This is a genomic window from Sagittula sp. NFXS13, from assembly GCF_040148795.1.
GTDB classification, from domain to species: Bacteria; Pseudomonadota; Alphaproteobacteria; order Rhodobacterales; family Rhodobacteraceae; genus Sagittula; species Sagittula marina.
Window position 1 is genome coordinate 652585 of sequence record NZ_JAGEMH010000002.1, and the last position, 25249, is coordinate 677833.

Below are 25249 nucleotides of genomic sequence, written 5' to 3' on the forward strand. Positions count from 1 at the left end.
GCTGGTGTCCTTAGAAGGACATTGCCAGACCCAAGGAGTAGTTGTCGCGGTCGTAGTCGTCGCCGCCGCCTTCAACTTCGGACAAGCCGTAGCCCGCCTGAACAGCAAGACCGCCGCCCAGATCGTATGCCACTGCCAGGCCGTAGCCGGAAGTTTCCAGACCGTCGATGCCGTAACGGTCGTCGTACTCACCGTAGTTCAGGCCGATTGCCAGAGCGTTCATTTCGTAGCCGATGCCAACGCCCATGTACTGCTCGGTCTCACCGGCGCCAGCTACACCCGCGTCGCCGTACTTGGACTCTGCGTAGTTCAGGCCAAACATGATGCCGGAGTTCAGCGTCACGTCAACAGACGCGGCGATAACTTCGTAGGCTTCGATGTCGTCTACTGCGGCATAAGCAGCTTCGAGAGAAGTTGCAGCAGCCAGTGCGGGACCAGCGGCGATCAGAGTGGCGTCAGAGTTGTCTTCGTCGCCTTTCTGGTAACCGATGCCGAAGCCAACTGCTGTGCCAGCGAAGTCAGCGTTGTACTGGAAGCCAACACCCCAGATCGGGTCGAAGTCGCCACCGTCGTCGATTTCGGTCGACAGAGCAGCTGCGAAAGCACCGTATGTGTAGGTCACACGAGCGATCTGGCCGTCGTAGTCGCCGTCTGCGCCGTAGTTGCCGTTGTAACCGAGGTGCTCGGTTTCAGCGTCGTCGATGGAGCCACCGGCCAGTGCAACTTCTTGCAGAGCCCAGTCAACCGCGCCGTCGGTGTCGCCCATGTCGAGACGTGCGTTGCCGAATGCGACGAACCAAGTTGCGCCACCATCATCGGTGCCGTTGCCGTTTGCAGCTTCGTCCAGATCGATTTCTGCACCGAAGGTCAGGCCGTTGTCTGCTTCACCGGTCGCGATGAAGTCGATTTCGATATCGGTCCAGAGCTGGCTGACGCCGTCGCCGTCTGTACCTGCGTAGCGGAAATCGCCACCGACGATACCGACTTCTGCGGTGCCGGACACTTCGACTTGAGCAGCCGCTGCGCCTGCGAATGCGACCAGAGCGGTGGACGCGAGCAAGATGTTTTTCATTGTTTCCCTCATGTGTTCAAAGGCACGTACCAAGCCGTTGCCGGCTGTGATGACGTTTCTATGCGCCCGCAGACCCTTTCATTGCAACCCGCCCGAAATGCCGTCGCGCCCAAACCGATTTTGTGATGCACGATTGCCACAAGGTTCGGGGGTGGCAGGGGTTTTCGGCGCGAAATTGGCAAAATACTGCCGATACCTGATGGGTTGCCGGTTGAGGGCGGTCGCAGTAATGAGGGTGAAACAGGCATTCTCGTGGGAGTATATCGACATGACACAGCGCAGCGCGCCATCGCGGGTATGGCTGGGGATCGGCATCGCCGTGGCGCTTTCGGCGACAGCGTCCTGTGGCATGATGGGGGACCGGACCGAGCGTGAGCCGGTTGTAACGCCGTCGTCCGACGAGATCCTTGGAGAGATCAAGGATCGTGAAGGCGCGCGGGGACGCTCCAAATCGTCGGTGTTGGATATCTTCAAGTCGCGCGGCGATCAGGGGCAGGTCGGGCAGGTGAACAAATACCTGTGGAACGCCTCGCTCGAAGTGCTGAATTTCCTGCCGATCGAAACAGTCGATCCGTTTACCGGTGTCATAACCACAGGCTACGGAACGCCTCCGGGTGGGGGGCGCGCTTATCGAGCGACGATTCTGATCAATGATCCGGCGTTGGATGCGCGGTCTTTGAACCTGGCGCTGCTGACACCCAATGGTCCGGCCTCTGCCTCGACCGTGCGGGCCATCGAGGATGCGATCCTGACCCGCGCACGTCAGATCCGGGCACGCGACGCGCGCCTTTGAGCGCGGTATATAACGAGAGGCTCTTGGTTCTACTGGCGCAATCTGCCCTCTGAGACATAGCCGCCTCAGTAGCCCGTCGCCGAGGCGCGGCAGGCTATCGAAGCGGTTCCAGGGTTGAGCGCCGCCTGAGGAGCAGCAAGCAGAAGTATCTGCACGTCCGCTATCCGAACTGCGTCAACTTCGGGCATCCCGTGGCTGTCTGCCTATGGTGGTGGGCGTTGTGTGAGTGGAGCCGCGTTTTCCGCCCGCTGGTGCGGCGGGACATCGTCGCCTCGTTGCTGTCCGCATGTAACTTGATCTGACCACTGGGTCAAAAACGGCTGCGACGCGAGACTGGGTAAGCGGCGGTTTCGGTGACAAAGGGCGGACTGCGTGAGCAGGAGGCCGGTCCGGTTACCATGTTTGAGGATCAGTCCATGATCGGCCGAGGATCGAGCGTCTCCAGGCCTGCCACCCATTCCAGATGCTGAGGCAGACAGACACCGGCGAGGTCGTATTTTTCCCTTACGAACTCTCTCGCCGTCGTTCCCAGGCGTTTGCGCAGGTCGGCATCGTCCAGAAGGGTGCCCAAGCGTTCCACCAATGCTTCCGTGTCAAAGAAATCGACCATCAAGCCGTTTTCTCCTTCGGTCATGACCTCTTTGACGGGGGCGGTGTCGCTGGCGAGGATCGCGCATCCGGCGCTCATGGCCTCCAGCAATGACCACGATAAAACGAAGGGGTAGGTCAGGTAGACATGCGCGGTGCTGATCTGCATCATGGCTAGGAACCGATCGTAGGGGACGCGCCCGAGGAAATGCACGCGGTTCCAATGCGGCGTGGGGATGCGGCCCCGCACCTCGTCGATGAAGATCTGCTTCCACGTCTGCCCTTTGGGCGGCTTTGCCCCATAGGATGTTTCATCTCCGCCCAGAATCACCACTTGGGCGTTGGGACGTTCCTTGAGGATTGCGGGAAGGGCCCGCATGAAGATGTGATAGCCGCGATAGGGCTCCAGGTTACGGTTGATGAAGGTGATGACCTCATCATCCCGTGTCAGGGTCAGATCACCGATCTGCAAAGATGCGCCCGCGTTGGGACGGACCAGTTCGGTATCGACCCCGTCATGCGCCACGGTTATGCGTTTTTGCCAGTGGTCGGGAAAGGTCGAGGCTTGAAACCGGGTCGGAGAAAGCCCCGCATCCATGATCTCCTCATGCAGACGGTTGTTCATGTTTTTCATGCGAATACGCAGAATGTCGGCTTCCGGTGACTTCGAGGGAAACTCCGGGTCGAAGTTGAGGAAGGGATGCGCGGTCAGGTGATACAACTCGCAATACAGGCCCAGACGCGCATTCGGCCAGACATCCTTGAGGAATAGGGATTCGCCCCAGCCGTGGTGAGCACATATGACATCCGGCTCGAACCCCTGCTGCTTCAGCCCCTTGGCGCCGCGGTAGCACGACGTGGCGCGCACCAGCTTGGTTTCGAAATCTGCGAGCCACGGGTGAACATTGGGCGTGCTCTGGCCTTGGATCTTGTAGGGGACGATGCGAACGCCCTGCCAGATCTGAGGCTCCTTCACCTTGCAGGTCAGTGCCACGACCTCGTGTCCCTGCTTGACCAGTGCCGGAGCCAGATGTTTGTACTGACCGGGGAAGTTCTGGTGGATCAACAGGATTTTCATGGTGGCTCTCGACGATATGGGATGCATCGGTTCTGCCATGCGGGGCAGCACAGGCCAAGACATGCCCGCGCGATTAGCTCGCCGGGGTTGCACCCGCACCGCAGCCCTCTACGGTTCCCAGTATCAGAAGCAAGGAAAGCTGATGCGTGTTCTGATCCATCCCGGGTTTCACAAGACCGGAACGAAAAGTGTTCAACTCGCACTGGAAACGCTGCGCCCGGATCTGCCGAAGGGGATCATCGTGGCGCTTCAGGCCGAACTGGCCGACCTGTGTGACATATGCCGCGAGGTGTCGGTGTCGCCGGAGGTTCCGCTCGACGAGGTGGAGCGACTGGCAACGGAGCGGTTCGCTTTGCTGGGGCAGGCGGCGTCGCTGCTTATCATCTCGGCAGAAGACCTTGCCGGAGCCCTACCGGGGCGCCGGGGCATCACACATTACACCCGTACACCTGAGTTGATGGGCGCCCTGACACGTGCCGCGCACACCGCGCTTAATGCTGACGTGCACCTGCATTTCTCGACGAGGGGGGCGGAGGCGTGGCTCATCAGTCTTTGGTGGCAGAATCTACGAAGCACGCGGCTGACGGCCTCCGCCGATGTCTATGCGCAAGAGATGGCAGAAGCCGCGCACCTCGACCGCGTGGTTGCAGCCGTGCGCAGCGCAGTGCCGCAGGCCACCGTTTCCGTAACCGCGCTGGAGGACTGCTCGGCTCAGCCTGTGCTCCCGATCCTGCGCGCCGCCGATCTGGCGCACCTGGCTGAAAGGCTGCCGCCCCAACACGCCAATGCCCGCCCGGATCTGGGGCTGGAGGAAGTCTTCCTTGCCCTTAATCGATCTGGTCTGCGCGACGGCTTTGTCCGCGACACCAAGACGGCAATCCTGCGCAAGGCGCGCCGCATGACGGGAACCTAGCGCGAGTTTCAAGCCGCAATGCCATGCGGCCTCTGGACCATTTGCGCGTCAACACCTATCACCCGACGCGATACCCGCACCGTTAATCTTCCGGAGGCCCGCATGTCGCGTTACGACCCCGCCAGCATCGAACCGAAATGGCAGCAGGCCTGGGAACAGGCTGGAACGTTTGTCGCCGCCCGCGACCAAGACAAGCCGAAATATTACGTTTTGGAGATGTTCCCCTATCCTTCGGGGCGCATCCATATCGGCCACGTGCGCAACTACACCATGGGTGACGTGATCGCGCGATATAAGTTGTCCACGGGCCATAACGTGTTGCATCCCATGGGATTTGACGCCTTTGGCATGCCCGCCGAAAACGCCGCCATGGCCTCCGGCGGCCATCCCAAGGCGTGGACCTATTCCAACATCGACACGATGGTCGAGCAGATGAAGCCGCTGGGCTTTGGTCTTGACTGGACGCGCATGTTTGCGACCTGCGACCCGGAATATTACGGCCAGCAACAGGCACTTTTCATCGACATGCTCTCCGAAGGCCTGGTCTATCGCAAGAACGCCGTGGTGAACTGGGACCCGGTGGACATGACCGTTCTGGCCAACGAACAGGTCATTGACGGTTGTGGCTGGCGCTCCGGTGCCGCGGTGGAGCGTAAGGAACTCACGCAGTGGTTCTTCAAGATCTCCGACATGTCCGGAGAGCTTCTGGACGCGCTTGACGGGCTGGACGAGTGGCCCGCCAAGGTAAAGACCATGCAGGCCAACTGGATCGGTCGCTCGCGCGGGCTGCAATTCGCCTTCTCAACCGTGGATGCCCCGGAGGATTTCGACCGCATCGACGTTTACACCACGCGTCCCGACACGCTGATGGGCGCGTCTTTCGTTGGCTTGAGCCCGGATCACCCGCTGACCCGCGCGCTGGAGCAGGACAACCCCGAACTGGCCGCTGCCGTTGCAGAAATGCGCAAGGGCGGCACGACCGAGGAAGCGCTGGAAAAGGCCGAGAAGCTCGGCTTTGACACCGGCATCCGTGTGCGCCATCCCTTTGACACCGCGTGGGAACTGCCGGTCTACATCGCCAACTTCATCTTGATGGATTACGGCACCGGCGCGATCTTTGGCTGCCCGGCGCATGACCAGCGCGACCTTGATTTTGCGCGCAAATACGACCTCGAGGTGCGGACCGTCTTTGTCCCGGCCATGGGCGAAGAGGGAACGTTCATCACACCAGAGGACGGCGGCCCTGCCTATGTTCCGGCCAAACAGGAAACCGTGCGCTACCTGCGCGGTTTCGCAGGCCAGGAAGCGCAGACCGGCGAGGCCGCTGTCGATGCGGCCGTGGACTTCTGCGAGGAAAACGGCGTCGGCCAGGGCGTGACCAAGTACCGCCTGCGCGATTGGGGCCTGTCCCGCCAGCGCTACTGGGGGTGCCCGATTCCGGTCGTGCATTGTGATCAGTGCGGCGTGGTGCCCGAGAAGAAAGAGAACTTGCCGATTGAATTGCCCGATGACGTGTCCTTCGACATTCCGGGCAACCCGCTGGACCGCCACCCCACATGGCGCGACTGCGACTGCCCGTCCTGCGGTGCGCCCGCCAAGCGTGAGACCGACACGATGGACACCTTCGTCGATTCGTCCTGGTATTTCGCCCGCTTCACCGCGCCGCGCGCCGCAACGCCGACTGACAAGGCCGACGCCGAATACTGGATGAACGTCGATCAATACATCGGCGGCATTGAACACGCGATCCTGCACTTGCTGTATTCACGCTTCTTCGCCCGCGCGATGATCAAGACCGGCCACCTGCCCGACAGCGCGGCAGAGCCGTTCAACGCGTTGTTCACACAAGGTATGGTCACCCACGCGATCTATCAGACCAAGACTGCCGAAGGCCGCCCAGTCTATCATTATCCCGAAGATGTGGCGCTGAAGGATGGCAAAGGCTTCCTGGCTGATGGCACCGAGGTGGAGATCATCCCCTCGGCCAAGATGTCGAAGTCCAAGAACAACGTCGTCGACCCCATGAACATCATCGCCACCTATGGTGCGGATACGGCGCGCTGGTTCGTGCTGTCCGATTCGCCTCCCGAGCGGGATGTCGAATGGACCGCATCCGGCGCAGAGGCGGCGAGCAAACACCTCACCCGCGTGTATCGCATCGCCTCCGAAATCGCAGCTGGCGACGTGCCAGAGACACGTGAGGACCCGGCGCTGCTCAAGGAAACGCACAAGGCTATTCAGGACATAACGCTGGGAGTGGAGGCGTTTGGCTTCAACGCGGCGATTGCAAAGCTCTACGGCTTCACCAACGCGCTTTCGAAATCCCGTGCCGGGAGCGAGACAAAGCGCTTTGCCGCCAAGACGCTGGCGCAGCTGATGTCCCCCATGACCCCGCACCTGTCCGAAGAAATCTGGCAATTGCTGGGTGGCGAAGGGCTGATCGCCAATGCGCCGTGGCCTGTGGCCGATGCGGCCATGTTGGTCGAGGATACGGTCACGCTTCCTATTCAGGTCAATGGCAAGCGGCGCGGCGAAATCGACGTGCCGGCGGACATGCCAAAGGAAGAGGTTGAAAAGCTGGTGCTGGCGCACGAAGCTGTGGTGAGGGCCCTCGACGGGGGCCAACCGAAAAAGCTGATCGTGGTGCCGGGGCGGATCGTGAATGTGGTCGTCTGAGACGAATAACAAAGTCTGGCGCGCGGCGGGGATGACCCGACGCGCGGCCGTGCTGGCCTTGATTGGCAGCGTGGCGGCCTGCGGTTTCACCCCGGTGTACGGGCCACAAGGGGGTGGGACGGCGCTGGTTAATGCCATTGACCTGCCCGAGCCGACCGATGATTCCCAATACGTTTTCAACCGCCGGTTCGAGGAGCGCATGGGACGGGGCGGGGGGGCTGCGCCCTACAGGCTGACGACGCGCGTTCAGACCGACGATCAGGATATTGGCGCGACCTCTGCCGGCTCTGTGACGCGGGTACGCTTGATCGGGCGCGTGTTCTTTACCCTCACCGACACGGCGACGGGTGAGGTCGTGCGCGACGCGCGGACCAATGCCTTTACCGGCTATTCGACCACCGGGGCCACCGTCGCCACGAGTGCGGCGCAACGCGATGCGCAGGAACGTTTGATGACCCTTCTGGCCGATCAGGTGATCGACGACCTCGTCTTGCATGTTTCCAACGTGCCCACTGCCGGGTCCATCCCATGAAACTTGCCGGACGCGCGGCCGAGGATTTCTTTCGCAAGCCCGATCCAAAGGTGCCGGGCCTTCTGATCTTTGGCGAGGATACGATGCGCGTGGCGATGAAACGCCAGCAGGTGGTCGCCGCCCTGATCGGGCCGGAAGGCGAGACGGAGATGCGCTTTACCCGGATGAACGGTGCCGATCTGCGCAAGGATAAGGCTGCGCTGCTCGACGCTGTAAAGGCAGTTGGCTTCTTCCCCGGTGCGCGCGCGGTTCTGGTCGAGGAAGCCACTGACGGATGCGCCGACGCGATGAAGGCGGCTTTGCAGGATTGGCGTGATGGCGACGCGACGATCATCGCCACCGCCGGGTCGCTGACCGCGAAATCCTCGTTGCGCAAGGCGTTTGAGGGGCATCGCACCGCCTTGGCTGCCGCGCTGTATGCCAATCCGATGACCCGCTCCGAGATCGAAGATGAGCTCAAGCGCGCCGGGATCGCCGAGGTTGGGCGCGACGCCATGGGCGCTTTGGAAGTTTTGGGTCGGGAGCTGACGCCCGGAGATTTTCGCCAAACGCTGGAGAAGATCGCGCTCTACAAGCTGGGCGACAACAGCCCGCTGTCTGTCGACGAGGTTGAACTGAACGCCCCCGCGTCAGTCGAGGCCGCAATGGATGACGTGTTCAACATTGTTGCCGAGGGCCGCACCGGCGAGATTGCCCCGGTGATGCAGCGCTTGGGGGGGCAGGGGGTCGCGCCTGTGACGCTGATGATCATGGGTGCGCGACACTTTCGGACGCTGTACGCGCTGTCCGCCGCGCCAGGTGGGCCTGCGGCTGGTATTGGGCGCCTGCGTCCGCCGATCTTTGGCCCGCGCCGCGACCGCGTTCTACGCCAAGCCCAGAAATGGAGCACAGCGCGCCTCGAGGACGCGCTGACGCTGCTGATGGACACCGACCTGACGCTCCGTTCGGCGGGCCAGAAGGCCCCGGCCATGGCATTGGTGGAGCGGGCTTTTGTCCGGCTGGCTCATATGGCGGGCCGCAGTTGACCATGGAATTGGTGTCGATTTCGCCAATCTCCAATGCAGCACCGCGGCAATCCGCTTTTTGATATGTGCAGTAAAACGCATCAGGCCAACAACTGCTGTTCGATGGCACGTAAAAGGCCTGCCTCCCTTCCCATGCGCACTATTCGCTTTCCGGGCTAATCTTCGGTGAGGCAAAGGCGCACACGAAGGGCCAGCGGTGTGAAGGTCTCAGCCCTTGTCGGTTACGTTTTCTTTGAACGCAGTCTCGAATGCTTTCTGCGTATCGGCTCCTGCGTCTGTCTGATAGTTGGCTTTCCACTCGTCCATGGTCATGCCGTAAAATGCCTCGCGGCCCTCATCTTTGGACATCTCGATGCCGCGCTCATTGGCGGCCTCCTGATACCAGCGGCTCAGACAATTGCGGCAAAAGCCCGTTAAGTTCATCATGTCGATGTTCTGCACATCAGTACGGTCTTCCATCAGGTGTTTTTGCAGGCGGCGAAAGGCAGCAGCTTCCAGCTCGATGCGGGTCTGGTCGTCCATGGTGTTCTCCTTCAATGGATCAGTCTGTGACGTTGGTCAGGGCCTCGACCAGCAGCGGTGCAAGGCGGTCGCCCCACGCCTGTTGCTGTTCGGGGGTTGCGATGATGTCCTGGCGCAGCTCGATAAGCGTGTTCGGGCGACCATGTTTCAAGGCGTGACGATCCATGGAATCGCCGGGCAGGTGGCCTGGGTAGGGTTCGTTGCGGCCCACGACGATATCGCGTTCGCGTTCGAGGGCGGCAATCAGCGGGTCCGATAACCGCGCATCCCAAGCGTGCAGAATGCCCACGTGCCAAGGACGCGGGCGGCGTCCTCGCAATTGCGGTGTGAAGCTGTGGACCGACACCAGCACCGTGTCATTGCGACGTGTGGCGAGCTGTTCAAGTGCATCATGGTAGGGACGGTGATAGGCGTTCAGGCGGCGTGCCTTTTCTGCCCCGTCCGATGGGCGATTGCCGGGAATGACGGACCCGTCGTATAGCCGCATCAGGACCGTGGGATCATCTTCGCCGCGGTTCGGATCAATGACCAGGCGCGAAAAATTTGAAAGGATTGCAGGGGCACCAAGCGTGTCTGCCAGTGCGCGTGCCACACCCTCGGCGCCGGGATCAAACGCGATATGGCGGAGCATGTCGGCCTCTGGCAGGCCAAGTGAGCCGCCAAGTTCCGGCGGGACCACGTTGGTCGCGTGATCGCATGTGATCAGGAACCGACTGTCGCGCTCTGCGCCCATAACAGTGTATGGCTGATAAGTCATAATGTCGTAACCTCCGCCCCCTTACATTTAGGCGAGGCGCGCCGAGATGAAAATGCACGAAGAAAATCATCGCCTGCGTTGCGTGCTGCAAAGAAATACGCGATAAGCTGGACGTGTTAGCGGTAACGCCCTTGCGCAGTGGCGACCGCACCGAAACATGTTTGTGACGGCGCCTATTTTAAGCGACGCCAACGACGACAGGAAGGCTGGGACTGATGAAACGCGACCGCAATGTAAAGATCGTGGCCACACTGGGGCCTGCGTCCTCCACCTACGAGATGATTCGTGCCCTGCACGAGGCGGGCGCAGATGTGTTCCGTCTGAACATGTCGCATGGGACGCATGAGGAAATCGAGGAACGTCACAAGATCATTCGCCAGGTGGAAAGAGATCTCGACAGCCCGATCGGCATCCTCGCCGATCTCCAGGGACCCAAACTCCGGGTGGGCGAGTTCGAGAACGGCTCGGAAGAGCTGGAATGGGGCACGAGCTTCCGCCTCGACCTTGACGAGACACCGGGGACCCAGAAGCGTGTGCAACTGCCACATCCTGAGATCTTCGCAGCGCTGGAACCCGGTTCGCACCTTTTGGTCAACGACGGTAAAATTCGCCTGCGCGTCACGGACTGCTCCAAAGAGCATGCCGATTGCACGGTCGAAGCCGGTGGCACCATTTCCAACCGTAAGGGTGTGAACGTGCCCGACGTGGTGCTTCCGCTGGCGGCGCTGTCGGAAAAGGACCGTAAGGATCTGGAATTCTCCTGTGCGCTGGGCATCGACTGGCTTGCGCTGTCCTTTGTGCAGCGCGCAGAGGACGTAGAGGAAGCCCGCGAATTGGCGGGTGGTCGCGCCGCTATCCTTGCCAAGATCGAGAAACCTTCGGCCGTGGAACACTTTGATGCGATTCTGGCGGCTTCTGACGGCATCATGGTTGCACGCGGCGACCTCGGCGTTGAGTTGCCCGTGCACTCCGTCCCTCCGATCCAGAAGCGTCTTGTGCGTAAGTGTCGCGCCGCTGCAAAGCCGGTGATCGTTGCGACACAGATGCTCGAATCGATGATCGAAAGCCCGATGCCGACGCGGGCAGAGGTATCGGACGTGTCCGGGGCAATTTACGAAGGCACCGACGCGGTCATGCTTTCGGCAGAATCTGCGGCGGGCCAATATCCCATCGAAGCGGTCAGCACGATGCACAACGTGGCTGTGTCCGTCGAAAATGATCCGACCTACCGTGAAGTGATCGAGGCGTCGCGCAGCGCGGCCCGTCACACCATCGCTGACGGGATCGTTGCCGCCGCCCGCGAAATCGCCGAAACCACCGACATCAAGGCGATCTGCTGCTTTACGTCATCGGGAACAACCGCTGCGCTGACCTCACGCGAACGTCCTCGAGTCCCAATCATCGCCATGACCCCGCAACGCGGCACCGCGCGCCGTCTGACGCTGCACTGGGGCGTGCAGTGCGTGATCGCCGGCGAATTGGAGCGCTTCAAACAGGCTGTTGTGAATTCGGCCCGTGCCGCCCGCGCGCTGGGCTTTGCGACCGAAAACGACCAGATCGTTGTCACCGCAGGTGTGCCCTTTAATCAGGCAGGCACGACGAACATTCTACGCGTTGCGCCCTGTGACGAACGACTTATTTTCCGCACAGATCCAGAGTGATACGCCGCGCGGCAAGCTTGCGTTAGCAAATCTGTACTACACCCTTCCCTGCAGAGAGCAGGGAAGGGTTTTTCATGCATGCGGCCATAACGGGCTATTGGACCGAAACGCAGCGCTCCAAGGGGCGGGGTATTGTCGAGCTCATTTTGCCGGGGTTCGATGCTGGCATCCGGCAGGTCTATTCCGTCGCACTCGGTATCGCTCCGGAGGATCTCCCTCAGGAGTTGGTGCAGACTGAAACGAAGAAATTGCGCCTGATCCTCTCGGGCGATTTTGGTCCCGACTATGTTCGGCTTCAGGAGGGGATCGTGCAAAACATCCTCGGGATGGGCACGGATTATCAAACCTACATGGTTGGATATTCATTTTATCAGGCGACGCTGGTGGACCTGGTCATCGACGCCCAAGCCAAGCTGCCCATGCCTTTGAAGGAAGCAACGCGCATTGTGCAGGTGGCGGCCATGTGTGACGCGACCATCACTTTGGGCTATTTCTTTGAAGATCTTGATCGGCGCGCGCAGGAGCAGAGAAAACAACTTTTGGATCGACTGTTTTCGCAGATCGGCGAGGATACGCAGGCGTTGGAGTTCTCCTCTTCCGAGCTGCGGGGCACTTTCGACTCGCTCAGTCATCGGGCCGAAACGCAGGCTGCGGCGCTGGAGCAAAACAGCGCGGCCCTGACGCAGCTCGAGACGCAGATCGCTGCTACTGCCAATGATGCAAAAGGCGCAGCGCTTCAGACGGCCGAGGCCAACACACGCGCCAGAGATGCACGCCACGAGGTGGCGCAAACGCGTGAGTCCGTGCGCGACGTGGTGACCAAAACCGAAGAAATCCGCCGCTTCATTGATATGGTCGACCAGATTGCGCTGCAAACCAAGCTTCTGGCGCTGAATGCGTCGGTAGAGGCGGCGCGCGCTGGCGAGCATGGGCGCGGCTTCTCCATCGTGGCGACAGAGGTACGTGCCCTCGCGGACCAAAGTGCCAAATCCGCCGCCGAAGTCGCTGCTGTGGTGAAGACGATCCTCGCCGGCATGACCGCCATTGATGTACGTTCGGATGCGCTGACCGCGCGATTGACCGACTTGGTGCAGGGTATTGGTGAGGCGTCTGACAGTGTAGCGCGGATCGACGCCGCCGCGCAGGAGCAAAGTGACGCAATCGTGCAGGTGGCCACCAATCAGCGGCATCTCGACCAGGCCAATCAGGCAAATGCCGCCGGTGTCGGGGCCGCTAACACGCAGGTGCGGGCCTTCGAGGAAACCGTTGGCCAGATCAATCAGCGCATCGCTGACTTCCGGTCGGAAACCGTTTCCTCCGACCAGCTTCGCAGCGCTTGACCGCACAGCAAAGTTGCCTCTGCCTTGAGTCTGGCGCAGTGTTTTCCACAGCCAGCTGGAGAGCGCTCAATGGATGCAGATACCACCCTCGTCGTCGGCGCCCTGTTTGTGGCATTGGCCGTTCCCGCCTTGATCGCGGCCTGGGCGGATCAGCACAAGCCCGTGGTGGGCACGCTCTTGCTGTTCGGCGGCTGCGCAATGATCGCTTTTGCTTGGCGCATGGCCGGGGGGTACAGCCCCGCGGCGCTGCCCGATGTGCTATACCGGGTCATCGGCAATATGATGGGGTAGGGCTAGGCGCCCCCAGCTTTCCTCTGGACAAAAGCCGGCCATCCACCTATACGGCCCGCTCTAACCGCGCGTCCGGCCTTCTTAGGCATGCCGAGTCGCGCCAAGAACGGAGATCCGAAATGCCCAAGATGAAGACGAAGTCGAGCGCCAAGAAGCGCTTCAAGGTGACCGGCACTGGTAAGGTGCTGGCAGGTCAGGCGGGCAAACGCCACGGCATGATCAAGCGCCACAAGAAATTCATCCGTGACGCGCGCGGCACGACAACTCTTTCGGCGCCCGACGCCAAGATCATCAAGGGCTTTATGCCCTACGATCGCTAATCGCCAGCTAGAGGAGATACGATATGTCCCGAGTAAAAGGCGGTACCGTCACCCACGCGCGCCACAAGAAAATCACGGATCAGGCCAAAGGTTACTACGGTCGCCGCAAGAACACCTTCAAGGTGGCAGCGCAGGCCGTCGACAAGGCCAACCAGTACAAGACCCGTGACCGCAAGAACCGCAAGCGCCAGTTCCGCGCGCTTTGGATCCAGCGGATCAACGCGGCTGTCCGTGCGTTCGACGATCAGATGACCTATTCCCGCTTCATCAACGGTCTGGCCAAGGCTGGTATCGAGGTGGACCGTAAGGTTTTGGCCGATCTGGCCGTGCACGAGCCCGATGCGTTCAACGCCATCGCTGCTCAAGCCAAAGGCGCGTTGGAAGCGGCGTAAGCCTCTTTTGAACCCGATGTTGTCAGGGCCGTCCCGTTGGGGCGGCCTTTTTTTATTGGGGTGTCCGCAAAACGTGTTGGTGCGCTTCGAGATCTTTTCAAATGGCTTTTATCCCTCCGCTTTTTCCGCGGAGGATGCCCTTGGCTACACCATGACTTTCGCCGTTTTCTCGACGCCCTTGATCGCCTGAACTCGGCCCAGGTCGAGGAGGCCCAACCAAAGATTCGGAATCTCCGGCGCAAGACGGAAGTGATCTCGAAGATCGAGGCATGGACCAACAAGAACGCAAGTGCCCCTTCTGAAGCGACGAGCGGCGCCAGAAATGGGGCCGCACACGGTCCAGGATCCAGCGCTACCAATGCTCAGGTTGCAAGAAGACCTATTTCGGCCGCGCTGGCAGCGCACTTGGCCGCATTCATCGTCCGGACCTGTTCATGGTGGCGCTGCGGGATATGCTGGGCATCTCAGCGCCGCAGTCGGTGCGCAAGCTCGCGGCGACTTCGGCTTGAAAAATGCAGGGTCCGGCGCTCGCGGATACTCGTATTCTCGATCATCGGGAACAGCAGCGTGGCGGCGAGTTTCTCGGGAATAATCGAGGCAGACGAAATCTGCCAGCGGGAGTCGCGCAAGGATTCTCGCGGATGGGTTCGTCACTTCGCGAATCCGAAGAATGCCGCGTCGCCGCTCCGTCCCAAGTGGGAGGAGTACACGACGAAAGGGCTGAAGATGATGCGGGGGCTCTCCACAGCTCCCTATCCTCGCGGTCGCTGACCGAGGCCGTAATGCTCGAGCCGCAATGAGGTCAATGGTGCCCGGCGATGCCGCGCTTTGTTCGAAGCGCTTATAGAAGCGCGCGTCACTGCATTTAACTGACCGACACGATTTGCGGACACCCTCATTTTATTAATTTAGATGGGGGGTAACGTCAGCGCGGCGGCAGAGCCCGTGCGATCAACCCGGCGATCCGGTCAGACCCGGCTGGCGAGGGGTGCGTGCGGTCCGTGTCGAACATGTTCAACTCGGATGGCGCAATGACGTCCTCCATATCGACCAAGGTCACACCATCGTCCCGAGCAGCCATCACAGTGAGACGAGTCTCAAGAACTTGATAGGACGCAGCACAGGGCGTGCCCGCGTAGCGCGGCGACGTGTAGTAGTCCGCCCATATCACCCGAGATCCACGTCCGCGCAGATCCGCCACCAGCGCCGGAATCGCGCCGCGCGCGCCATCGCTTGAGATCAGCCGGTCAAGCACCGCCGCGGTATCGTCGCGGCCGCAGCCGACCCCCAGATCGTTTGCACCGCCGTTCAGCACGATCCAGTCCGCCTGGACGCCTTCCAATTGCGTGGGAATGTTCAACGCGCCGCGCCCGCCTGCCACTTGTGCAAGGGGCAGGGAGACATCGCCCACAGGTTCGCCCAGTCGTGCACGCAAGCCGTCCGCGACGGATGCGCCCTCGATCCGGTTCCACGCCAAGACGGAGTCGCCCGCCACCACCACGCGCGCCGCGTCCGGCACACCGCGCCCGCAGGCGGCCATCAGGGTCAAACCCAGGATTACAAAAAGCTGTTTCATGCCTTACGAAATGGCGCAGGCCGCCCAAGGATCAAGCGCCCCTGTTGCAAAGCCTCCCCGCCGCCTCTAAACCCAGCCGCGACAGCCGAGGGGAAGCTCATGGACGACCTGCGCAACAAGTATATCGACCTCATCGCCGGCGCCTCTGACGAGGGCACGCTGGAGGACCTGCGCGTGCAGGCCGTGGGCAAGAAGGGCGAGATCAGCCTGAAAATGCGCGAGCTGGGCAAGATGACGCCCGAGGAACGCCAGACCGCTGGCCCTGCGCTCAACGCGCTCAAGGATGAGATCAACGCCGCGCTCGCCGCAAAGAAGGCCGGTCTGGCCGATGCCGCGCTGAACGAACGCCTCAAGGGCGAATGGCTCGACGTGACGCTGCCGACGCGCGCCATGCGTCAGGGCACCATCCACCCGATCAGCCAAGTGACCGAGGAAATTACGGCGATCTTTGCGGACATGGGCTTTGCCGTGGCCGAAGGGCCGCAGATCGACACCGACTGGTACAACTTCGACGCGCTGAACATCCCCGGCCACCACCCGGCCCGCGCCGAGATGGACACCTTCTACATGCACCGCGCCGAGGGCGACGACCGCCCGCCGCATGTGCTGCGCACCCACACCTCGCCGGTGCAAATCCGCTATATGGAAAAGCACGGCGCGCCTTGCCGCATCATCGCGCCGGGCCGTGTTTACCGTGCCGACTACGACCAGACGCACACGCCGATGTTCAACCAGGTCGAGGGCCTTGCCATCGACAAGGACATCTCCATGGCAAACCTGAAGTGGGTTTTGGAGGAATTCTTCTCCGCCTTCTTCGAGATCGACGGCATCAAGACGCGGTTCCGCGCCTCGCACTTCCCCTTCACCGAGCCGTCGGCAGAGGTCGACATCCAGTGTTCCTGGGTAGATGGTCAGTTGAAGATCGGCGAGGGCGATGGCTGGCTCGAAGTGCTCGGCTCTGGCATGGTGCACCCCAAGGTGCTGGCCGCCGCAGGCGTCGATCCGAACGAATGGCAGGGCTTTGCCTTCGGCATGGGCATCGACCGCATCGCGATGCTGAAATACGGCATCCCCGACCTGCGCGCCTTCTTTGACAGCGACCTGCGCTGGCTGCGCCATTACGGTTTCGCAAGCCTCGACGTGCCGACGCTGCACGGCGGTTTGAGCCGGTGACTTATTCACCCCAAAAGGAGCGAGAGTTACTGGCTCTGCTGGTAGCTTCGAGTGATCCTCTTGGGGTGCCGTTCTCATGGGCAGGAAGCCATCATGAAGAAGATCACGTTGCTGATGAGGTGACGGAATATCACTTGGATCAGATGGAAGAGGCCGGTCTTGTCCGCCGCAAATTGGCGACTAAAGATGGCGCAAATTTTCTCGCTACCGTTAAGGGGTGCGAAAAATACGAGGCTGACACCAATCTCAATCACGGGCGAAAATGGAGCTGGTCTTGGCATAGAGTTGTCGCTCAAAAGAAATCAGCTTGGGGTTGGCTGGTCGCGTTAGCAATTGCGATCTGGTTTTTGTTCAACAATGTTCTTTCGCCTTCGTGGACGTGCCCCTATTTTCCTGAATTTGCGCATTCGATGCTAGATCGATGCGCCCAACTCCACACTGGAGACAATCCATGAAGTTCACGCTTTCCTGGCTGAAAGAACACCTGGACACCACCGCCTCCGTCGATGAGATCGCGGAGACGCTCACCGACCTTGGCCTTGAGGTCGAGGAGGTGGTGAATCCCGCCGACAAGCTCAAGAGCTTTACGCTGGCCAAGGTTGTCCATGCCGAACAACATCCCGATGCTGACCGCCTGCGCGTCTGCAAGGTGATGACCAACGAGGGCGAAAAGCAGATCGTCTGCGGCGCGCCAAACGCGCGTGAGGGCATCACCGTCGTGCTGGCCAAGCCCGGCGACTATGTTCCCGGCATCGATACGACGCTGTCGATTGGCAACATTCGGGGCGTCGAGAGCCACGGCATGATGGCCTCCGAGCGGGAGCTGGAGCTGTCGGACGAGCACAACGGCATAATCGAGCTGCCCTCCGGCGAGGTGGGTCAGAAATTCACCGACTGGCTGGAGGAGAATGATCCCGCCAAGGTCGATCCGATGATCGAGATCGCCATCACGCCGAACCGTCAGGACGCGCTTGGCGTGCACGGCATTGCCCGTGACCTTGCGGCGCGGGGCCTTGGTACGTTGAAACCGCTCGCAAAGGCGACAATCACGGGGCAGGGCGCGTGCCCGATCGCCGTCACCATCGACGAGGATGCGAAAACCGACGGCTGCGAGGTCTTTGCAGGGCGTCTTATCAAGGGCGTCAAGAACGGCCCTTCGCCGCAGTGGTTGCAGGACCGCCTGCGCGCCATTGGCCTCCGCCCGATTTCGACATTGGTGGATGTGACCAACTTCTTCACCTTTGACCGCAACCGTCCGCTGCACGTCTTTGATGCGGACAAGGTGACCGGCAACCTGCGAATCCATCGCGCGGCAGAGGGCGCGACCCTCACCGGGCTGGACGAGAAGGAGTACACCTTCCCCGGCGGGCAGGTGGTGATTTCCGACGACAATGGAGTGGAATCTATCGGCGGCGTCATGGGCGGCCTGTCTACAGGCTGCACCGAAGCGACCACCAATGTCTTCCTCGAAGCTGCCGTCTGGGATCGCATCCAGATCGCCCACACCGGTCGCGCGCTGAAGATCAACTCCGATGCGCGTTACCGTAACGAGCGCGGCATCGACCCCGAGTACAACATGCAGGGCTTGGACGATGCGACACAGATGATCCTCGATCTCTGTGGTGGAGAGGCGTCCGAGGTTGTCGTCGCAGGGGAGGTGCCCGACACCTCGCGCGCCTACGAACTGAAACCTGCTCGCGTGATCTCGCTGGTCGGCATGGATATCCCGGAGGCGGAGCAACGTCGATCCTTGGAGGCGCTTGGCTTCCGGTTCGAAGGCAACATGGCGCATGTGCCGTCATGGCGCCACGACGTGCTGGGCGAGGCTGATCTGGTCGAAGAGGTGGCGCGCATCGCCTCCCTGACCAAGCTGCAGGGGCAGCCGCTGCCCAAACTGCCGGGCGTGCCCAAGGCGATTCTGTCGCCCTTGCAAAAGCGAGAGCAGCAAGCGCGCCGGACCGCCGCCGCGCTGGGCTACAACGAATGCGTCACCTACAGCTTCATTGACCAAAAGGCGGCAACGCTGTTCGGCGGGGGTGACGATGCGACCATGCTGGCGAATCCGATAAGCTCGGACATGTCGCATATGCGTCCGCAATTGCTGCCCGGCCTGTTGCGCGCCGCCGCGCGGAACCAAGCGCGCGGGTTCACCGATCTGGCGCTGTTCGAGATCGGTCAGGCCTTCCACGGCGGCGAGCCAGAAGAACAGTCCCTGATGATCGCAGGTATTCTTGTGGGCCGCTCCGGTCCCAAGGACGTGCATGGCGCGTCACGATCTGTAGATATCTACGACGCCAAAGCGGATGCAGAGGCGGTGCTGGCGGCCATCGGCGCGCCGGCCAAGATGCAGATCATGCGCGGCGGCGAAGACTGGTGGCACCCGGGGCGCCATGGACGCTTCTGCCTTGGCCCGAAAAAGGTGCTGGGCACATTCGGCGAGCTGCACCCCAAAGTGCTGGCGGAAATGGACATCAAGGGGCCTGCCGTGGCGTTCGTCATCTACCCCGCTGACATTCCGCTGCCGAAAAAGAAGGGCGCGACCCGGCCTGCGCTGGTGCTGAACGACTTGCAGCCGGTGGAGCGTGACTTTGCCTTCGTCGTGGACGCCGATGTGGAGGCGCTGACGCTGGTTAACGCGGCACAGGGCGCAGACAAGGCGATGATTTCCGAAGTACGCGTTTTTGACGAATTCATCGGTGGTTCGCTGGGGGAGGGGAAAAAATCCCTTGCCATCACAGTGCGCCTGCAGCCGACGGACAAGACGCTGAAGGAAAAGGACATCGAGGCGGTCGCCGCCAAAATTGTCGAGAAGGTCTCCAAGGCCACCGGCGGTCAGTTGCGTGGCTGACACCGAGCATACCAGCCCCCGCGTGCGTCCCTGTGGCCGGGCGTGGTGGGCCTGGGTGCTGGGGATCAACCTCGCATGGCCGCTTTTATTGTCGGCGCTGATCCAATTGGGTCCGCTGGCCGACAGCGTCTATCGCATGCCTGCAGAAATCACCTGCGTCTTGCTGATATTTACCGCCAACCAGATCGCAGCCCGGTTCATCGGTGGCGCTCTATGGATTTGGTTGCTGTCGGTGCTAAACGTGGGCGCCTACGCGCTGGCCGGCGGGATGGCATTTATCTTGGCGCTGCCGCGTGTCGTTGAGCTGCTCTAAAGACGGTTCGGCTGGGAGTTTAAGAGAACTTCTGCGCGCCAGCATTCGTCTCCGACAAGGCGCTAACGGCATAACGTGTTTTTGATGCTCTCGTCGCGAAGCCGTCGGCCGGGCCTCTCTGCCAGCTTTTGACACGCGCTATACCTTGAATAAGCGAAGCCTGCGTGATAGCGCTCGGTTGCAATCTGTGTCTTAGTACCGCTATGGCGGGAATTTTCTGATGCGCAGTTAAACATGTTGAAAAAAAGCGCCGTGGGACGTAGCTGTATGCAGCCTGATCGGAGCGCTTTCTTAGGGGTTTTCTGGCAAGGCCAATGACATGCCGCCTTCGGGTCGGCGCAACGCAGTGACAGGCTTTATGACAGACACCACCATGACACCCCGTTCGGCGCGCGACTGGCTTAAGATCCTTGCCCAGTACCGTGACCCTTCCGTTGGTCGTAGCATTTTTGAACTGGTGGTCACTTTGGTCCCGTTCCTGGGGATCTGGGCGCTTGCCTGGGCCGCGCTGTCGATCAGCCCTTGGCTGTCCTTGGCGCTGGCCGCAGTGAACGGTATGTTTCTGATACGTTTGTTCATCATTCAGCACGACTGTGGGCATGGGGCTTACCTCCCGAATCGAAGCGTGCAGGACTGGCTTGGCCGTGCTCTGGGGGTGCTGACACTGACACCGTATGACGTTTGGAAGCGTACTCACGCCATCCACCATTCACATCACGGCAATCTCGATCAAAGAGGTATCGGCGACGTCACCACTCTGACAGTTGAAGAATACCGCGCACGCAGTCCGATGGGTCGTCTGATCTACCGCATTTATCGTAATCCGATCGTGCTGTTTGTGGTCGGCCCAGCCTATATGTTCCTGCTGCAACACCGGCTGCCAGTATGGTTGATGCGCTCTGGATGGCGCTATTGGGTCTCCGCAATGGGCACCAATGTCATGATCGCGCTGATCGTGGCCGCGATCTGGTACTTTGGGGGGTGGCAGCCCGTTCTGTTGATATGGTTGCCCACGGGCATCGTGGCGGCGTCCATCGGCGTGTGGCTGTTCTATGTTCAGCACCAGTTCGAGGATACCCATTGGGTCAACGACGAGGACTGGCAATTGCATCATGCGGCGCTGGAGGGATCCTCCCACTATGTGCTGCCGCAGCCGTTGCGGTGGCTGTCGGGGAATATCGGGATCCACCATGTGCATCATCTGTACTCGCGGATTCCGTTCTACCGCTTGCCCGAGGTCATCCGTCAACATGCAGAGCTGGCCGAGGCGCAGCGCATGACAATTCGTGAGAGCATCGCCACAGCGCGGCTTCACCTGTGGGACGAAGCGCAGCAAAAGCTGCTGTCCTTCCGCGAAGCACGGATGCAGTACGGCTTGGCCTGACGCTCTCGTCATCGCGGCCTATCCGCCCGATTTTACAGAACAGGAACGGCGTGTGTTCATAGGGAGCCGCGCCGTTTTCTTCGAGCGCTGACAAAAACAAAAAAAGAGCCTGGTGGCCAAGTGGTTTGGGACGGTGTCTGGGTGCGCGAATCCGGGGAGCAGACGGTGCCCGTTCCGGTGACTTTCGCAGATGTAAACAAACGCTGCTAGAGATCGGCGCTGTTGCCGCTGGCGATGACTCGAAGGGATAATAATGGGTAAGCAAGCCCACTAGATATCGCTTGATCCGCTGTGGCTTTGGCATGTCCGCCGCCTTGAAAGCTGTGGAGCGCAGCTCCTTGCTCCGGTCTTCAGGTTTTCAACCGTTGCGCGCTTTCGCCCCTTCGCGACGGCTCGCGGATTCATGCCCTTGTCCTTGCTCAGATGCGCGCGTTACGCTTTCCCCTCCCGGGATCATGCTGCGCATGAGCGTGCCGGGAGGGAGTGAACTTGGCGCTAGCAGTATGATCTTGCTCCATAGTGCGTGCTTCCGACCCCTTGAACGGATCGCATCACAAAACCACGGGTCATCCACCTATTCGTGGTGGTTGCACCATCACGCCAGCAGGCGGCGGGCGATGACCTGAGCCTGAATTTCAGCAGCGCCTTCAAAAATGTTCAGAATGCGAGCGTCGCACAGAATGCGAGACACACTGTATTCCAGCGCAAAGCCGTTGCCACCGTGGATTTGCAAAGCGTTGTCGGCAGCTGCCCACGCCACGCGCGCGCCCAGAAGTTTTGCCATGCCTGCTTCCAAGTCGCATCGGCGGCCTTCGTCCTTCTCGCGGGCCGAATAGTAGGTAAGCTGGCGCGCTATCATGATCTCCACGGCCATCATCGCCAGCTTCCCTGACACGCGCGGGAAATCAATCAAGGACTTGCCAAATTGCTTGCGGTCCTGCGCATAGCTCATGCCCACGTCCATTGCCGCCTGGGCCACGCCAATGGCGCGGGCAGCGGTTTGAATGCGCGCGGATTCAAACGTTTCCATCAATTGCTTGAAGCCCTTGCCTTCCTCACCGCCCAACAGATTTTCGCCCTTGACCTTGAAGTTGTCGAAGCCAAGCTCGTATTCCTTCATGCCGCGGTAGCCCAGAACCTCAATTTCTCCACCGGTCATACCTTCTGTGGGGAAGGGGTTGGCATCGTCACCGGGGGTCTTTTCCGCAATGAACATCGACAGGCCCTTGTAGTTGTCGGTCGACGGATCTGTGCGGGCCAGTAGGGTCATGATGTGTGTACGCGCGGCGTGGGTGATCCATGTCTTGTTTCCGGTGACGCGGTAATCGCCGTTCTCGTCCTTGACTGCGCGTGTCCGCAGGGACCCGAGGTCAGACCCGGTGTTCGGTTCGGTGAAAACTGCAGTCGGGAGGATCTCACCGGAGGCAAGTTTGGGCAGCCATTTGGCTTTCTGCTCATCCGTTCCGCCTGCGATGATCAACTCTGCCGCGATTTCAGAACGCGTTCCCAGCGACCCGACACCGATGTAGCCGCGCGACAATTCTTCAGAGACAACGCACATCGACGCTTTGGACAGGCCAAAGCCACCGTGCTCTTCGGGTATGGTCAGGCCAAAGACGCCCATTTCGGCCAATTCCTCGATGATCTCCATCGGGATGAGCTCATCCTTGAGGTGCCATTCGTGAGCATGGGGCAGGACCTTGTCGACAGCATAGCGGCGGAACTGCTCACGGATCATCTCGAGCTCTTCGTCGAGGCCTGTCTTTCCGACGGTGATCTCGGCAGAGCGTTCCTGCATCAGCGCAACCAGACGGCTGCGCGCGGCGGGTGAGTTGGCGTTCAACGTCAGTGTCACGATGGCCTCATCGGCCAGCGGCTGTGCGTCTGCCGGGGTAAGGCCCAAATCCGCAAGACGGATGATCTCGCCCTGGTTCATCTGGATGCCGCCCATGATCTGCGCGAGGTATTCGCCAAACGCGATCTGATGCAAAAGCTGTTCGACCTCACCAAAGGTGCCTTCGGCCTGCAGCCTTTCGGCCCAGCCCTGCATCTGGCGCAGAGATTCGACATAGGTGGCGAACCAAGCCAGACCATGGGAGGCAGTCTGATGGTCTTCGACCGCTTTGGAGGATACGCGGCCATCAACGGTGACCAACGCACGCACGCGCTGTTTGGCGGCCTCAAACACGGTTTCCACCGGACCGACAGCCGCGCCAGTTGTCTTCAGAAGATCGGGCATAATTACAGTACCGAGGCCCAGGTCTTGTCCGTCATGCGCCATGACTCATCTCCTTTTTCAGGTTGGCCCCGGTCGTATACACTTTGCAACTGCAGCGCAACAAAAATACCAAAGGCCATCTCTTTGTGTTCATTTATTGCGTATTGATTTTTTGCAAGCGCAGAAATTCGACACATGTTAGGCCTTCGCCATGGATATGTTGGTTGCTGATCTGGGTGTGCCACTGCTTTTCGCCAGCCTCGCCATCGGTTTTCTGGCGGGGGTCGTCAAAGGGATGGTGGGCTTCGCCATGCCGATGATCCTTATTTCGGGGTTATCATCCTTTTTGCCACCAGAACTGGCACTAGCGGGGCTGATTTTGCCGACACTTGTCACCAATGGGATGCAGGCCCTGCGTCAAGGGGCCACGGCGGCTTGGGGGTCGGTCAAGCGCTTCCGTCTGTTTTTGGGCGTGGTATTGGTGATGCTGATGGTCTCGGCTCAGTTGGTGGCCGTGCTCAGCGCCTCTGCCCTGCTTGTGTTGATCGGCGGCCCGGTCGTTCTGTTTGCCTGTTCTCAGCTTGCCGGCTGGCAGTTGCGCATCGCGCCGGGCAACCGCAAGAGGGCGGAGCTCGGGATTGGCGCCTTTGCCGGGTTCATCGGTGGTATGTCCGGCGTCTGGGGGCCGCCGACGGTGGCGTATCTCACCGCGTTGGGTACAGAGAAACGTGAGCAGATGCGGGTCCAGGGGGTCATTTACGGTCTGGGTGCGGTGGCGCTGACGCTGGCGCACACGGGCTCTGGCGTGTTGAATGGGCGCACCGTCTGGTTCAGCCTCGCGCTCTTGCCCCCTGCCGTGCTGGGGATGTTGATCGGCACGCGTATCCAGGACAGCATTGATCAAGTCGCTTTTCGTAGGGCGACCTTGTTTGTATTGCTGGTTGCTGGGCTGAACTTGTTGCGGCGCGGATTAATGTGATCTTGCGAGGCAATGGCGCGTCCGGTCAAATGCCAAACATTGCCCCTGAACGATGGGCCTCGCGCCTAATGCCGCCGGGACCAAGGCGAGAGTGCGTTAATTTTCTGTGACTGTCGGTCTTTTTCCAAGACAGAAATCTCCGAATCGGGCTTTATTTTTATACGAACCCATTTTGGAGATTGATATGAAGATTTTTAGCATTTCGGGTGGTATCGCCATAGCAGTAACGCTGCTCGGCACGGCGGCGTCGGCTGGCCACACTACATTGGGCCGTCCAATGGACCTGACGTCCACCGGCTGCGTCGAGAATTTCAAGCAGGGCCGCACGACCTATTCCAACTGTTTCACAGCCTACGAGCCATATGCCACAGCGCATTACAATTCGTTGGCCTGCGCCGATCCGTATAAAGGTCTGCGTTACACAACAGTGGCGACCCGGAAGGGTCCGAAAAGCGTCCTGCGCTGCACACCAAACTGATTGCGTCGCTTCCGAGAAAATCCAACACCTCGGTTTGTGAGGATCGAGGTGTTTTGTATTCCTGACCAAGATTTACATGGCTTTTCTCACCTGCGCGGCGCCGCTTTGCTGTAATACGCAAAACGGCATCATCGGGTTTGCGATGTGAGGGAATGGAGACATCAGGCCTCTTTGGAACCTTCGCACCGGCAGCGGCTTTGTTGCACAAATCGCTTCAGGGATTCACTGTGTGAATCCGGCATGATAGCTGGGCGACATGAGCAGTTGGGCCCCTACGAAGTACAAGACCAGGAACTGGCCTTCGTACAACACATCGCTGA

Annotated in this window: 24 protein-coding genes; 17 read left to right on the plus strand and 7 right to left on the minus strand. The window is 60.5% G+C overall.

What is annotated here, in order from left to right; all coding sequences use genetic code 11:
• Positions 1 to 10: 10 nt before the first annotated feature.
• A complete protein-coding gene (locus tag J4E08_RS07585; protein WP_349537951.1) occupies positions 11 to 1072 on the minus strand; it encodes a porin in 1062 nt (353 codons plus the stop codon).
• 268 nt (positions 1073 to 1340) lie between these two features.
• On the opposite strand from J4E08_RS07585, the gene J4E08_RS07590 reads away from it, so the two are divergent.
• Positions 1341 to 1865: a DUF3576 domain-containing protein gene (locus J4E08_RS07590; protein WP_183962933.1), complete on the plus strand. Its 525-nt coding sequence runs from the start codon at positions 1341 to 1343 to the stop codon at positions 1863 to 1865.
• 409 nt (positions 1866 to 2274) lie between these two features.
• Here the strand turns inward: J4E08_RS07590 and J4E08_RS07595 are convergent, their stop codons facing one another.
• Positions 2275 to 3531 (minus strand): glycosyltransferase, encoded by a 1257-nt coding sequence (locus tag J4E08_RS07595; protein WP_349537952.1) that lies wholly within the window; start codon positions 3529 to 3531, stop codon positions 2275 to 2277.
• Between the two features lie 142 nt (positions 3532 to 3673).
• Between J4E08_RS07595 and J4E08_RS07600 the strand changes: the two genes are divergently transcribed.
• The 4 genes from J4E08_RS07600 to holA all read left to right on the plus strand — a co-directional run bounded on the left by J4E08_RS07600 (position 3674) and on the right by holA (position 8677).
• On the plus strand, positions 3674 to 4444 hold the full coding sequence (locus J4E08_RS07600; protein WP_349537953.1) for a hypothetical protein: 771 nt from the start codon (positions 3674 to 3676) through the stop codon (positions 4442 to 4444).
• A gap of 102 nt (positions 4445 to 4546) precedes the next feature.
• Positions 4547 to 7120: a leucine--tRNA ligase gene (gene leuS, locus J4E08_RS07605; protein WP_349537954.1), complete on the plus strand. Its 2574-nt coding sequence runs from the start codon at positions 4547 to 4549 to the stop codon at positions 7118 to 7120.
• A gap of 31 nt (positions 7121 to 7151) precedes the next feature.
• Positions 7152 to 7652, plus strand: coding sequence for an LPS assembly lipoprotein LptE (lptE, locus tag J4E08_RS07610; RefSeq protein WP_349537955.1), 501 nt, complete (start codon positions 7152 to 7154; stop codon positions 7650 to 7652).
• Positions 7649 to 8677, plus strand: a complete 1029-nt coding sequence (gene holA, locus J4E08_RS07615) for a DNA polymerase III subunit delta (protein ID WP_349537956.1) — start codon at positions 7649 to 7651, stop codon at positions 8675 to 8677. Before lptE ends, holA begins: the two co-directional genes overlap by 4 nt.
• Positions 8678 to 8884: 207 nt before the next feature.
• On the opposite strand, the gene J4E08_RS07620 is transcribed toward holA, so the two are convergent.
• On the minus strand, positions 8885 to 9199 hold the full coding sequence (locus J4E08_RS07620; protein WP_183962939.1) for a DUF1244 domain-containing protein: 315 nt from the start codon (positions 9197 to 9199) through the stop codon (positions 8885 to 8887).
• 19 nt (positions 9200 to 9218) lie between these two features.
• Complete coding sequence (locus tag J4E08_RS07625; RefSeq protein WP_349537957.1) at positions 9219 to 9956, minus strand: N-formylglutamate amidohydrolase; 738 nt, start codon at positions 9954 to 9956, stop codon at positions 9219 to 9221.
• A 215-nt stretch (positions 9957 to 10171) separates the two neighbouring features.
• Between J4E08_RS07625 and pyk the strand changes: the two genes are divergently transcribed.
• The 5 genes from pyk to rplT all read left to right on the plus strand — a co-directional run bounded on the left by pyk (position 10172) and on the right by rplT (position 13960).
• On the plus strand, positions 10172 to 11617 hold the full coding sequence (gene pyk, locus J4E08_RS07630; RefSeq protein WP_183962941.1) for a pyruvate kinase: 1446 nt from the start codon (positions 10172 to 10174) through the stop codon (positions 11615 to 11617).
• A 74-nt stretch (positions 11618 to 11691) separates the two neighbouring features.
• Complete coding sequence (locus J4E08_RS07635; RefSeq protein ID WP_349537958.1) at positions 11692 to 12957, plus strand: methyl-accepting chemotaxis protein; 1266 nt, start codon at positions 11692 to 11694, stop codon at positions 12955 to 12957.
• Positions 12958 to 13026: 69 nt separating this feature from the next.
• Positions 13027 to 13248: a hypothetical protein gene (locus tag J4E08_RS07640; protein ID WP_349537959.1), complete on the plus strand. Its 222-nt coding sequence runs from the start codon at positions 13027 to 13029 to the stop codon at positions 13246 to 13248.
• Positions 13249 to 13367: 119 nt separating this feature from the next.
• Positions 13368 to 13568 carry a 50S ribosomal protein L35 gene (rpmI, locus tag J4E08_RS07645; protein ID WP_183962944.1) on the plus strand — a complete coding sequence of 67 codons (201 nt, stop codon included), beginning with the start codon at positions 13368 to 13370 and terminating at the stop codon, positions 13566 to 13568.
• Between the two features lie 23 nt (positions 13569 to 13591).
• Complete coding sequence (gene rplT / locus J4E08_RS07650; RefSeq protein ID WP_183962945.1) at positions 13592 to 13960, plus strand: 50S ribosomal protein L20; 369 nt, start codon at positions 13592 to 13594, stop codon at positions 13958 to 13960.
• Positions 13961 to 14424: 464 nt separating this feature from the next.
• Here rplT and J4E08_RS07655 read toward each other — a convergent pair whose 3' ends face one another.
• Together J4E08_RS07655 and J4E08_RS07660 are read right to left on the minus strand one after the other, a co-directional pair.
• Entirely contained in the window at positions 14425 to 14589 is a 165-nt protein-coding gene (locus tag J4E08_RS07655; RefSeq protein WP_349537960.1) for a hypothetical protein, read from the minus strand.
• Positions 14590 to 14885: 296 nt separating this feature from the next.
• Positions 14886 to 15536 carry an SGNH/GDSL hydrolase family protein gene (locus tag J4E08_RS07660; RefSeq protein WP_349537961.1) on the minus strand — a complete coding sequence of 217 codons (651 nt, stop codon included), beginning with the start codon at positions 15534 to 15536 and terminating at the stop codon, positions 14886 to 14888.
• Positions 15537 to 15635: 99 nt separating this feature from the next.
• Between J4E08_RS07660 and pheS the strand changes: the two genes are divergently transcribed.
• From pheS to J4E08_RS07685, 5 genes are all read left to right on the plus strand, one after another.
• On the plus strand, positions 15636 to 16709 hold the full coding sequence (gene pheS / locus J4E08_RS07665; RefSeq protein ID WP_349537962.1) for a phenylalanine--tRNA ligase subunit alpha: 1074 nt from the start codon (positions 15636 to 15638) through the stop codon (positions 16707 to 16709).
• Complete coding sequence (locus J4E08_RS07670; protein ID WP_349537963.1) at positions 16706 to 17164, plus strand: hypothetical protein; 459 nt, start codon at positions 16706 to 16708, stop codon at positions 17162 to 17164. The genes pheS and J4E08_RS07670 overlap by 4 nt, the downstream gene beginning before the upstream one ends.
• On the plus strand, positions 17161 to 19557 hold the full coding sequence (gene pheT, locus J4E08_RS07675) for a phenylalanine--tRNA ligase subunit beta (RefSeq protein ID WP_349537964.1): 2397 nt from the start codon (positions 17161 to 17163) through the stop codon (positions 19555 to 19557). The genes J4E08_RS07670 and pheT overlap by 4 nt, the downstream gene beginning before the upstream one ends.
• Complete coding sequence (locus tag J4E08_RS07680) at positions 19550 to 19870, plus strand: hypothetical protein (protein ID WP_349537965.1); 321 nt, start codon at positions 19550 to 19552, stop codon at positions 19868 to 19870. The genes pheT and J4E08_RS07680 overlap by 8 nt, the downstream gene beginning before the upstream one ends.
• Before the next feature lie 373 nt (positions 19871 to 20243).
• Positions 20244 to 21254 (plus strand): fatty acid desaturase, encoded by a 1011-nt coding sequence (locus tag J4E08_RS07685; protein WP_349537966.1) that lies wholly within the window; start codon positions 20244 to 20246, stop codon positions 21252 to 21254.
• A 595-nt stretch (positions 21255 to 21849) separates the two neighbouring features.
• On the opposite strand, the gene J4E08_RS07690 is transcribed toward J4E08_RS07685, so the two are convergent.
• Positions 21850 to 23535, minus strand: coding sequence for an acyl-CoA dehydrogenase family protein (locus tag J4E08_RS07690; RefSeq protein WP_349537968.1), 1686 nt, complete (start codon positions 23533 to 23535; stop codon positions 21850 to 21852).
• Positions 23536 to 23683: 148 nt separating this feature from the next.
• Between J4E08_RS07690 and J4E08_RS07695 the strand changes: the two genes are divergently transcribed.
• Together J4E08_RS07695 and J4E08_RS07700 are read left to right on the plus strand one after the other, a co-directional pair.
• Complete coding sequence (locus J4E08_RS07695) at positions 23684 to 24451, plus strand: sulfite exporter TauE/SafE family protein (RefSeq protein ID WP_502949250.1); 768 nt, start codon at positions 23684 to 23686, stop codon at positions 24449 to 24451.
• A gap of 184 nt (positions 24452 to 24635) precedes the next feature.
• Positions 24636 to 24929: a hypothetical protein gene (locus J4E08_RS07700; protein ID WP_183962953.1), complete on the plus strand. Its 294-nt coding sequence runs from the start codon at positions 24636 to 24638 to the stop codon at positions 24927 to 24929.
• Positions 24930 to 25249 lie beyond the last annotated feature (320 nt).